The 10,693-nt window shown below is 56.0% G+C and carries 9 protein-coding genes and 1 pseudogene; 2 read left to right on the top strand and 8 right to left on the bottom strand.

The window, feature by feature from the left end:
• Nucleotides 1–186 precede the first annotated feature (186 nt).
• The 5 genes and pseudogenes from HX805_RS32025 to HX805_RS32005 all read right to left on the bottom strand — a co-directional run bounded on the left by HX805_RS32025 (nucleotide 187) and on the right by HX805_RS32005 (nucleotide 6,318).
• The gene (locus HX805_RS32025) at nucleotides 187–2,562 is read right to left on the bottom strand and encodes a TonB-dependent siderophore receptor (protein ID WP_371317088.1); all 2,376 of its coding nucleotides are present in this window, start codon (nucleotides 2,560–2,562) and stop codon (nucleotides 187–189) included.
• Between the two features lie 146 nt (nucleotides 2,563–2,708).
• The gene (locus HX805_RS32020) at nucleotides 2,709–3,656 is read right to left on the bottom strand and encodes a FecR domain-containing protein (RefSeq protein ID WP_256344178.1); all 948 of its coding nucleotides are present in this window, start codon (nucleotides 3,654–3,656) and stop codon (nucleotides 2,709–2,711) included.
• A complete protein-coding gene (locus HX805_RS32015) occupies nucleotides 3,656–4,156 on the bottom strand; it encodes a sigma-70 family RNA polymerase sigma factor (protein WP_177036105.1) in 501 nt (166 codons plus the stop codon). Before HX805_RS32015 ends, HX805_RS32020 begins: the two co-directional genes overlap by 1 nt.
• Before the next feature lie 396 nt (nucleotides 4,157–4,552).
• Nucleotides 4,553–5,000 (bottom strand): annotated as a pseudogene (locus HX805_RS32010) (transposase); the annotation flags it as partial.
• A 304-nt stretch (nucleotides 5,001–5,304) separates the two neighbouring features.
• Complete coding sequence (locus HX805_RS32005; RefSeq protein ID WP_177036106.1) at nucleotides 5,305–6,318, bottom strand: hypothetical protein; 1,014 nt, start codon at nucleotides 6,316–6,318, stop codon at nucleotides 5,305–5,307.
• Nucleotides 6,319–6,770: 452 nt separating this feature from the next.
• Here HX805_RS32005 and HX805_RS32000 point away from each other — a divergent pair, with 452 nt between their 5' ends.
• Nucleotides 6,771–7,070 (top strand): hypothetical protein, encoded by a 300-nt coding sequence (locus tag HX805_RS32000; RefSeq protein WP_087694689.1) that lies wholly within the window; start codon nucleotides 6,771–6,773, stop codon nucleotides 7,068–7,070.
• Between the two features lie 225 nt (nucleotides 7,071–7,295).
• Here HX805_RS32000 and HX805_RS31995 read toward each other — a convergent pair whose 3' ends face one another.
• The 3 genes from HX805_RS31995 to HX805_RS31985 are packed head-to-tail and all read right to left on the bottom strand — an operon-like array spanning nucleotide 7,296 to nucleotide 8,979.
• The gene (locus HX805_RS31995) at nucleotides 7,296–8,072 is read right to left on the bottom strand and encodes a nucleotidyltransferase domain-containing protein (RefSeq protein WP_177080270.1); all 777 of its coding nucleotides are present in this window, start codon (nucleotides 8,070–8,072) and stop codon (nucleotides 7,296–7,298) included.
• A gap of 47 nt (nucleotides 8,073–8,119) precedes the next feature.
• Nucleotides 8,120–8,539, bottom strand: a complete 420-nt coding sequence (locus tag HX805_RS31990; protein WP_177080296.1) for a DUF6691 family protein — start codon at nucleotides 8,537–8,539, stop codon at nucleotides 8,120–8,122.
• A gap of 5 nt (nucleotides 8,540–8,544) precedes the next feature.
• A complete protein-coding gene (locus tag HX805_RS31985; RefSeq protein ID WP_177080269.1) occupies nucleotides 8,545–8,979 on the bottom strand; it encodes a YeeE/YedE family protein in 435 nt (144 codons plus the stop codon).
• A gap of 305 nt (nucleotides 8,980–9,284) precedes the next feature.
• On the opposite strand from HX805_RS31985, the gene yiaY reads away from it, so the two are divergent.
• Entirely contained in the window at nucleotides 9,285–10,433 is a 1,149-nt protein-coding gene (yiaY, locus tag HX805_RS31980) for an L-threonine dehydrogenase (RefSeq protein ID WP_177008673.1), read from the top strand.
• Nucleotides 10,434–10,693 lie beyond the last annotated feature (260 nt).

The following is a 10,693-nucleotide window of genomic DNA, read 5'->3' as shown; positions in this document are numbered from 1 at the left end:
TGATGGTAGGAGGTTATCGGCGGTGTTGGGTGGGGCTTTAGGGGGGATAAGCCAGAAGCTGCTTGTTACGAGGGGCTGCAATCGGCCAAAAGCCGTCGATCATGATCTGAAAGATCCGGGGCGACTCAACGTCCTGAACGACAACACCTACCCTAGCAGGATGTTGTCATTCTCAGAATATGTGGCTTACATGCTCCACTTCATGGTCACGGCCACGTTACGCGGGTCGCCGAAGATGTTTGCGCCCGCCGGGTTACTGATGCTCTGGTAGTAGTGCTTGTCGAACACGTTGTTCAGGTTGGCTTGCACCTTGAGGTTTTTGTTCAAGTTATAGCCGGTCATCAGGTCGACGATGCTGTAGCCGCCCTGAGACACGCCGTAGGTTGTGTATGTGCTGCTCTGGCTACGGAATGAACCGCCGATCGACCATTTTTCGAGATCGCCCGGCAATTGATAAGTGGTGGACAGCTTGAGCAGGTTGTATGGCGTGTCGCTGTCGAAGCGACCGCTGCCGCCCTTGACGTTTTTGGCACCGGCATAGGTGTAACCGGCCGAGGCCTGCCAGCCACGGGCAAGCATGCCTTGCAGTTCAAGGTCGACGCCTTTGGTTTCCACTTCGCCGGAGGCCACGGAGCAGGAAGCAACACCCGGTGCACAGGCATCAAGCCCTTGGGCGAGGTTTTCCTGGTTCAACTGGAAGTAGGCCAGGCTGGCGTTCAACGCGCCGTCAAAGTACTCGCCCTTGATCCCGACTTCACGGTTGGTACCGGTGACCGGCGGCAGCAGGCTGCCCTGGAAGTCCACGTTGGCTTGCGGCTGGAAGATTCTGGTCCAGCTGGTGTACACCGAGTAGGTATCGTTGATGTCGTAGATCAGGCCGGCATAGGGAGTGTATTCCCGCGTCGCCTTGTAGTCGGCGCCGAATGTGTATTCGCCGGAAATAGTGTTCTGTTCGTATTCGTACCAGTCCAGGCGTGAACCGAGGATCAGTTTCAGGTCGTCGCGCAGATGGAAGCGTACGGTGGCGTAGGTGCTGTATTGATCGACCTTGCCCTTGCGCGACCAGTTGTAGTTGATGGCCGGTTTCTCTACGCCGTGATAGTCGAAGTTTGACGGGTCGAGCACGATGTTCGGGTCGTTGAGGAAACCACCGCCGGGGCCATCGTCGGTTTTATCATTGCGATAACTGCCCCCGAGCACCAGTTCGTGGGTCGCACCAAACAGGGTGAAGGGGCCGGACACGTAGCCGTCGACGCTTTTTTGCGTGTGCTGGTAGGTGTAGCGGCCCACGTTCAGGTTCAACTGATCCGCACTGGAGTCCAGTCGATAGAAACTGGTGCCCAGCATGTCCAGATCGCCTCGCAGCCACGTGGTATTCAGGCGCAGTTTCCAGTCGTTGTCGAAGCGGTGCTCAATTTCGGCAAATGCGCTGGTGTTTTTCTTGTTCCAGTAGGTCCAGTTCGGGCTCATGCGCGTCGAACGGGATATCGGCAGGAACGTGCCATCGGCACGGGTCGGAATGCCTGACCAGTCGGCACCCGGGTTGTCCTCACGGTTGTAATACGCTCCAAGGGTCAGGGTAGTGGCTTCGCTCAGGTCAAACTCGGTGATGCCGTACAACAATTGGCGCTTGCTGCTGTAGCCATCGGTAAAGCTGTCTTTGTCCTGGAAGGCACCGACCACGCGGCCCCTGATCGAACCGCTGGAATTGAGGGCGCTGCTGGCATCGATTTCGGTGCGGTAGTTGTCCCACGAACCGGCACCCAGGGTGACCGACACTTGCGGCTCGACGGTGGGGCGTTTGCGGATCAGGTTGAGGGTGCCGGACGGGTTGCCGGCACCGATCATCAGTCCCGATGCACCGCGTACCACTTCCACCCGGTCGAACATCGCCAGTGTCGAGGTGCCGAGGGTGTCGCTGTCATACGCGACGGGCAGGCCGTCAATCATGATGTTGTCGATGGCGGATCCGCGGGAGTAGAACTCCGGGCGTTCACCGCCGGTCTTGCGCATGGTCAGGCCTGGGGTATAAGTCGAAATATCCTCCAGGGACTGCATGTTCTGGTCATCCATGCGCTGGCGGGTGATCACCGTGACCGACTGCGGCGTCTCGCGCATGGAGGTCGACAGTTTGGTCGCAGTGCTCATGGAACCGGTGGTGTACGATCCGCTCCCCTCTGTCGTTGCTCCCAGCGATTGGCCCGTGACACTCGTCGCGCCAAGCACCACCGTTGTTCCGTTATTGGCAGGGATTAACACGTATCCACCATTGCTCTGACGCTGCGCTTGTAACCCGCTGTTCGCCAACAAGCGCATCAGTCCCTCCTCGACGCTGTACACGCCAGCCAGGCCCGTTGTAGTCAGACGGCGGGTTTGCTCGGTATCAAATGAAATAGTCACGCCCGCTTGCACTCCGAACTGGATCAGGGCAGTGCCGAGCAGACCTGAAGCGATCTGGTAGGACGTCTGGCTCTGCGCCAATACTGGCGTGGACATTAGCGCCGGCCCCGACAGACTCGCGAGGCTCAGTCCAAAGAGGGCCAAGCGAACCGGACGGGTCATTGAAGTCTTTGCATAGGGGGGAAGCAGGGGCATTTCGTTGATCCTTTCGTAGTCATGGCAGAGAGTCGCTGTCATCGCGGCTTGTGTCATTGACGGATGAGAATCAAAATCAGCAAGGTGACTCGTCAAACATTTTCAAATCGAACTCATGCCGGTTCGATGCTAGCCCAATAGCGCGTCAGGTAGCGCACTCTCACCGGTAAGGCTTGGCTCAGGTTTTCCAGCACGGTATCCGTATCATCTATGCGGAACGCCCCTGAGATGCTAAGCCCCTGAACCGATGCAGCGCACCGCAGTACGCCAGGGCGATAGCGTCCCAACTCTTCGATGAAATCGCCCAGCCGCCAGTCATTCACGCTCAGCATGCCCTGTACCCAAGCGGTCGAGCCCGGGGGTAAAAGACTGGCGGCATCGACTTCATCGCGGTCAAAGGTGACTTGCTTTCCAGCATCGAGGCGCAGAGTGCGTTCAACATGCTGGAGCGGACTTACTTCAACAGCGGCTTGCAGTACTCCAACACGCGTTTGTTCGGTCAGTTGACGGACGCTAAACCAGGTGCCGAGCGCACGTACCCGACCTTCGCCAGTCTGAACGATAAATGGGCGCTGAGTGGGATCCTGGGCGGTCTTGACAAGAATTTCACCACGGTACAACTGGATCAACCGCTGCTTTGAGTCGAAGCGGATATCCAATGCAGTATCCGCGTTCAGTTCCAGTTGTGAGCCATCGTCCAGGCGTAGCGAGCGACGCTCACGGATACTCGTACGCTGTTGAGCGAGCATTGAACGATACGGAACTTGCTCAACTGCCAGCCACGTACATCCGCCAACGGCCACTAGCATGCCAAGTATTTTCAGCACATCACGACGTTGTATTTTTGCTGCGCTGAGGCTGGATAGGGCCGCTTGTTTGGGCACCATTTTCCATTGTTGTTGCAGCGTTTCGACGCGCGCCCAAGCCGCAGCGTGCTGTGGGCTGGATTGCATCCAGATGTTCCAGGCTTGGGTTCTTGCCTCGTTGACCGTCCCGTCATTGAGTTGCACGTACCAGGTGGCGGCAGCTTCAAGTATCTTGAGGTCCAGGGAGGAAGGCATCAGCTTTCGACCAGCAAAAGGCACCGGGTCATGGCGCGAATTAAATGATTTTTGACCGTGGTGACCGAGACGCCGAAACGTTCAGCCGTTGCAACATAGCTTAGCCCTTCAAGCTGGACCGCCAGGAATATCTCCCGAGTCCTGGCACCCAATTCGTCGAGTAGGCTATCGACCGCGATCAGCATTTCGATGATGGACAAACGTATTTCTGGCGAAACATCTACGGGTTCAGGTCGCTGGGCCAAGGCATGCAGGTACGCCTGCTCAATGGTGCGGCGGCGGGATTTATCGATCAACAGGGAGCGCGCAATGGCGCTGAGGTAACCCCGCGGCTCGCGGATTGGGGTGTCATGGCGAGCGGTCATGACTCGCAGGAATGTGTCCTGGGCCAAGTCCGAAGCATCGGCGGCATTGCCCAGCCGGACTCGTAACCAGCCCTTCAGCCAACTGTTGTGTTCGCTATAGAGCCGATCGAGAACTGAATGATCAAGCGCCGACATGATAGTGTCACCGATGAGTAAATGCTAATCGATCTCATTGTCGTCATGGCAAGCTGTTTATGCAAGTGTCTTTTCTAAGGCTGGTGAAGGCTCATAGAGAGTTCAAGAGATTTGTTTAGCTTTGGAAACAAGGTGATTTCCCCTTGCGGAGAATAATCTGTCTGATGTTTTGAATCGGCTCGGATTTCTCAAATCCGGGCCGATTTCAGCCGAGTTTCGACTGGCTGCAATTGGCCGATTCTGTTGAAAACAGTCGGATTTTCAGATCGCCTAAACTCAGGCACGACCACCACTGGAGAGCCTACTCACCACATTGAGTGGTTTTTCGGCCCATCGGTGACTTTTGCTGCTCAGTTATTTGGTTAATTCGAGGTTTTTTGCTTGGTGCAGGCGCAACTATTCCGTGAATGGTGGCCCTTGAGATGAAAATTTGGCCAGCCGTCGTAGGTTCTGCACCGCAGCGGTCAGCGTGAATTCATCTGTCGCGCCACTCATGCCACGTAGTCGCAAGCGATCCAATGTAGGGATGCGCTTGAGGTGGGTAAACAACATTTCGACCTTTTTAAGTTCGTGGCGAGAGCGCTGATACGCCGGCGTTGCTGCAATTCGCAGGTCCGCATCCCGAGCAGCTTCATGGACGCTGCGGGCGATCTTACGAAAACGCAGTGTTCGGGCAGCACTTGGCTTTCATCGGACACGTCGCGCAGTCGGTCTGTCTGGATCGGAAGATGATGATGTTGGCTTTGGTGACGTGTGAGCGCTCATTTTTGAAGGCTCGCCACTCGCTGCGCAATGGGTTGCCGGCCGGGCAGGAGTATTCCTAAGCCTCGTCATTCCAGTGGAATCGGATGATACTGGTTTCTAAGGTTCTCAAGGGGGCGCTTTCTAGCCAACCTGCTTAAGCTGGTCTCGCGTTATAGATCGACAGGAGACCTACTTTTTCAACAGAATCGGCCGATTTCGGTCTGTCGCGCCAGGCAAAAATCGGCCAAAAGTGGTCATTCGCGAGTTGCCATCAGCAGTCAGTATTTTGATGTGCAGTCGGCCACGACTCCCTGAATCGGCGATGATTGCCAAATAAAAAAGGAGTGCCTCTGTAAAGAGCACTCCTTCCTGCTTACTCGCAATGCTAAATCGCTTGGTTTTGGTCAAGCGCTGTGGCTTACCGGTGCGAACTCTGCTTTCACAAAATATGTTTTTTCTCCGGTTTCGAGATTCGATATGCCGGCCTGCGCACCAACCTCTACTAGCTTTGCCTTGACTGACAGTTCCAAATTTTTGTCTGTGGAGAATGACGTGTTTTCTTTAATCTCTAGGGACGCAGTCAGACAACCGCCCACTTCGCGTGCAAACACGACCGCCTTCCACGAAGGCTCATACGACAGCCAAAAGAAGTTCTCACGATCGACTTTGCTATCTGCTTTCCAAGGCTTGCCGGTTAACGAGAATTCACGTGTATCGAGTGAATCAGTATCGCATTCAGTTTTACCTGCGTAACTGACTGCACCGCCACCCATAGGGCCAACTTGCACGGATGCTTCTGCGCTGATGGAACTGCGGGTTTTATCGGATACTTTCTTGGTGATGCGGATTTTGGTCGCTCCAAGTTGAACCAGTAGCTTGACCAGTTCCGATTCGCGCTCCTCCAGCAGGATTGCATCGTAGCTATCGCTGGGAATGTAGAGGTTCTTGTTATCCGGGTTCGAGTAGTCGGACAGTGGGTGTTTGCGGTAAGCCTTTCCAACGACTGGGTGCCCTGGCTGGAAACGATAGTCAGACTCTCTGGCTTGGGTGCGGGAAAGCGAATGGCGTTGTACGTAAGCAGTGAGCAAACGTGTTTCTTCGGCTATGGCTAGAGCTGTGGCTGATTCATCGGTTGTGGAGCTGCGATCTTTGGCGATTAGTGATGCACCCGCGCCTGCAACACCGGCAGCGGTAGCCGCTGCGCCAATAATCATAGAAATAGGCAGAATAGGAATGAGGAATGACGATGCTGCGGCCGCCGCGGCCGTAGCTACCGCTACGCCGGAATATGCAGTTTTTCCAGTCTGCGGTGTTGTATTTTGGCCAGAAAGTGTGAAGTTTGGGGTGTAGCCGCTGTCATTTTGCTGGGAGGTATCTGAGGCGAAATGATCTTCTACGATGTAAATAAGATCTAGCATTGGGTAACGCTCCTTGTTGGCCAAACACATGGTTGCCAAGCCTGCATCTAGTGATCGTTTCCTTGTCAGGGAAGTGTCTATTGATGCTTTTGTGTCGGCCGTGCTCGACGAATCTTGAATCGACGCTGATTTCCTAGGCGCTTTTGACTGGCTGCTTCTGGCCGATAGCAGCCGGTCGTTTCGTAGGCTGCACGCCATCTTTCAGCTGGCAGTATCAGCCCGAGAAGGTGAGATTAAAGTTGATCCAAGCGCGGCCATTTGCATGTGGAACAGCAGGATCAGTCATGTGATTGCCCTTCTCGGCTCGTACTGTCCGCCTTCAATCGTCAATTGTCCTGGTTCCAACCGGGACGTGCTTAACCACCATTAGCCCGGTTGACCTGCCAACGCGTGGAACGACCCGCTATGCCGGCAAGTCTACCTGTATCTACTCATGGGTAAGGTACAGCGCAATGGATAAGACAATCACCGTCGATCAACTAGCGACCACCGACCTTGGATCAATCAACGAAATATGGCTTGGCGGGACGCATACCCAGCTATGCCTATGGCGTGGCGAACAGGTCTTCACCCACGAGATGATGAGCGAGGGCACCCACGATCAGAATGTCCAACGCCTGTGCTTGCAGTTGGTCAACCCTGACGATCAAACCGCCGTAGCCAGCGTCGAGGTAATTGTGCGCGAACGGCTGAAAAAAATGGGGAAGGAGGGCGAGTTTTATCCCGCAGAGGAGGCTGATACTCATCAATAAGAAGAGGGGTATCGGTCATTCAGGAGGAGTTGATCCAAGGCCTGTTGTCGCTTGGAGGCGTATCTTTCGATGAGGATCCTGGAACGCTTAGGGTGACTCACTCAATTCAGTAACCCCATGGAGCAACCAACAGGTTATGGATATCGAATTTCGCGGTAATGGCATGCGTGATAACCCGTCTGTAGGTACATGAATCGCCCCTGATTTCATAGGCGCGTTATGGATTCAACCGGTTTGTGTAGCCATCCAGGTCAAAAAACGATGGAGCTGAGTCGTAAACTTCTTCGGCTTGGCATCCGGGTTCCTTGCCTGGGACAAGAAAAAAGAGATCTGCATTCTCATACTCGGGTAATGCTGAACAAACTGCTCGACAAGCTCTTCCAGTGTTTGCGGCCACATCAGGTCCTGTTCAGAGCGAAGCACTTGAGTTGACCGGATGAGTTTGCGCGAAGCTTCTCGCTGCAAGCGTAGCGATTGCGTCGGTGTGGTCGCCTGGTCGATAAGGTCTGCATACCGGGTCAGTACGGATTCAAAGTCACCATTCACGGCAATGGCGATATCGCGCGACGGCTTGAACCGGTCGAAGCGTTGGGTCAGATCATTGCCCCATAAGCAACGACAGTGATGCTTGAGCCAATACCCCCAGCTCAATCGATTGTCAGGTGCCAATACTTCAGCACGACTACCGATATCGAAATCGATCTTGGTGACTTCGGCATGCCGACTTTCCAGCGTGCGCCTTTTCGACTCCAGCATTTCCAGATCCTGCGACGTAGGAGGGCTGTGCAGAATAAGGGTTAGGTCAAGGTCAGAACCCCCCGGCACGGCGTCGCCTCTCGCGACACTGCCATAAAGATAAATCCCGTCCAGCACAGGTTCCGGCTGCGCGAGCGTCATGCAAACGTCCGTCAGCAAAGCCTGAAACTGTGGCTGCATCTCGACGTTGGACACGGTGAGGATATAACCGTCCGCATCAATGCCACGAGGTTGGAGTCGTTCCATAAAGCCGTCCGTGAGTGGTGTTCAGTAAAAATCGGGGTCAAACCCCATCAAGACGTGCGCCGGCCTTCCAGGCTGGAAAACACATACATACCCGCCAGCATCGCCACTACGAAGATGAGAATTTGCCAGTGCCCGGTAAACAGAAGGGCGATCGCAGGCCCAGGGCAGATACCGGCAATTCCCCAGCCGATACCGAACACCACGCTGCCTCCTATCAAGCGCAGGTCCAACTCCCGGTTAACAGGCAACTGCATGGGGGCCGCGAGCAAAGATCGTTTGTGCTTGCGCGCCCAATTCATAGGGATAACTGCCACGGCGATGGCCCCGACCATCACCAAAGCGAGTGACGGGTCCCAAGCCCCGGCCACATCGAGAAACGCCAACACCTTGGCGGGGTTGGCCATGCCGGCCAAGAGCAGGCCCAGACCAAAGATCAGCCCGGCGAGAAATGCGCTCAACTTGGTCATCACCTTCAAACCCCCAGCACATGGCGGATGAGGTACACCGTTGCAAAGCCCGCGGTCATAAAGCACACGGTCGCCACCAGGGAGCGGGGTGACAATCGAGAGATCCCACACACGCCGTGACCACTGGTACAGCCGGAGCCGTACCGGGTTCCCAAGCCAACGAGCAACCCCGCCATCACCAAGGCCGGCCACTGTGCCGTGATCTCGATCTGTGGCAAGACGCTAAACAGCCCCCACAGCAATGGCGCAATCACCAGGCCAAGCAGAAACAACGCTTTCTCGCCCCAGCCCTCACTGCCAAACCGCATCACGCTGCCCAGCAAGCCGCTGATACCTGCGACTCGGCCATTCGCGAGAACAAACACGCTGACGGACAGCCCGATCAAGGCGCCTCCGCCTAATGAAGCCCAAGGCGTGAAGTTGACCCAATCAATGCTCATTTTGCAGTTCCTGCACAGGAGAGTAGGTGAGGGCTGTTGCTCAGCGAACCATCATAACCATCCGGGCGGGTCGGGGTCTGCGCAAGTCAGATTTTGCTGCCGTCCCCCATGGAATGGGTGAAGCCCTGCTTCCAGTACTAAAGGAGGTGTCAATGCCCGCTAAAGGACCATTTCGGTCTGACGCCATAGGTTTAGGCTCAGCTTTGTGATCGTCAACGATGACAACAAGAGGCGCCGCATCACCTGCGAGATGAGTAGAAAACCTCACTGACTCCCGTGTCTCCATAATAAAAAGAGGATTTATCATGAGTAGCACCTTCTTCATTCCTTCCGTGAACATGATGGGCATTGGCAGCCTCGACGAGGCGATGCTCGCAATCCGCAAGTACGGGTTCCGCAAAGCCTTGATCGTCACCGATGCCGGCCTGGCCAAAGCCGGCGTGGCGGCCAAGGTCGCCGGCCTGCTGGCCCAGCAAGACATCGACTCCACCCTGTTTGACGGCGCCAAACCGAATCCGACCGTCAGCAACGTGGAAAAGGGCCTTGAATTGCTGGCCCGCAGCGACTGTGATTTCATTATTTCCCTGGGCGGCGGTTCCCCCCATGACTGCGCCAAGGGCATTGCCCTGTGCGCCGCCAACGGTGGGCACATCAGCGACTACGAAGGCGTCGACCAATCCGCCAAACCACAAATGCCACTGATCGCCATCAACACCACCGCCGGCACGGCGAGTGAAATGACCCGTTTCTGCATCATCACCGACGAAGTCCGCCACGTGAAAATGGCCATCGTCGACCGCAACGTCACCCCTCTGTTATCCGTCAACGACCCCTCGCTGATGGCCGCCATGCCCAAAGGCCTGACCGCCGCCACCGGCATGGACGCACTGACCCACGCCGTCGAAGCCTACGTGTCGACGGCGGCCACGCCGATCACCGATGCCTGCGCACTCAAAGCCATCGAACTGATCTCGGCCAACCTGCGCACCGCCGTTGCCCAGGGTGACAACATGACCGCCCGGGAAAACATGGCCTACGCGCAATTCCTTGCCGGCATGGCCTTCAACAATGCTTCGCTGGGGTATGTACACGCCATGGCGCACCAACTGGGCGGGTTCTACGACCTGCCTCACGGCGTGTGCAACGCGATCCTGCTGCCCCATGTTTCGAGCTTCAACGCCAGCGTGTGCCCGGCCCGGTTTAAGGATATCGCTCATGCGATGGGGGTTGAGACTCAGCAACTGGATGCGGAGAAGGGCGCTGCGGCGGCCATCGCGGCGATCCGCAAGCTGTCTGCGGATGTGGGGATTCCGAGCGGGCTCGTTGAGCTGGGTGTAAAGGCTGACGATATTCCGACCCTGGCAACCAATGCGATGAAAGATGCCTGCGGCTTTACCAATCCGCGTCCTGCCAATCAGGATGAGATTGAGCAGATTTTTCATACGGCGATGTGATTGATGTGAAGTGAGGTAAGAGAGAACACCCCGCCTTTGGTTGAAGTGCGGGGTGTTTTGGTTTTACTCATCGATAGGGTCGAAGTGGCTCAATGGCTTGGCTGGAAGTGGTCTGTCATGAGCGGCTACTGTCGGCCATTAGTCCATGCGCTGCATGGAACCGGTCATCTGGGCGATTTCCGCCAGTTGGTGGCGCGCGCCTTTTTCCAGGGTGCCGCTGGCGTGAGCCAGCTCCTGGCCGAGTTGGCCGAGGCCGTGGG

The organism is Pseudomonas sp. G5001, assembly GCF_013385475.1.
In the GTDB taxonomy this organism is placed as follows: domain Bacteria; phylum Pseudomonadota; class Gammaproteobacteria; order Pseudomonadales; family Pseudomonadaceae; genus Aquipseudomonas.
This window is presented reverse-complemented; position numbering and strand designations above follow the sequence as displayed.

Coding starts and splice junctions, on each gene's coding strand:
- HX805_RS31985 (WP_177080269.1), bottom strand. CDS start 8,979: ATGAGCATTGATTGGGTCAACTTCACGCCTTGGGCTTCATTAGGCGGA.
- HX805_RS32000 (WP_087694689.1), top strand. CDS start 6,771: ATGGATAAGACAATCACCGTCGATCAACTAGCGACCACCGACCTTGGA.
- HX805_RS32020 (WP_256344178.1), bottom strand. CDS start 3,656: ATGCCTTCCTCCCTGGACCTCAAGATACTTGAAGCTGCCGCCACCTGG.
- yiaY (WP_177008673.1), top strand. CDS start 9,285: ATGAGTAGCACCTTCTTCATTCCTTCCGTGAACATGATGGGCATTGGC.
- HX805_RS32005 (WP_177036106.1), bottom strand. CDS start 6,318: ATGCTAGATCTTATTTACATCGTAGAAGATCATTTCGCCTCAGATACC.
- HX805_RS32015 (WP_177036105.1), bottom strand. CDS start 4,156: ATGTCGGCGCTTGATCATTCAGTTCTCGATCGGCTCTATAGCGAACAC.
- HX805_RS32025 (WP_371317088.1), bottom strand. CDS start 2,562: ATGACCCGTCCGGTTCGCTTGGCCCTCTTTGGACTGAGCCTCGCGAGT.
- HX805_RS31990 (WP_177080296.1), bottom strand. CDS start 8,539: ATGACCAAGTTGAGCGCATTTCTCGCCGGGCTGATCTTTGGTCTGGGC.
- HX805_RS31995 (WP_177080270.1), bottom strand. CDS start 8,072: ATGGAACGACTCCAACCTCGTGGCATTGATGCGGACGGTTATATCCTC.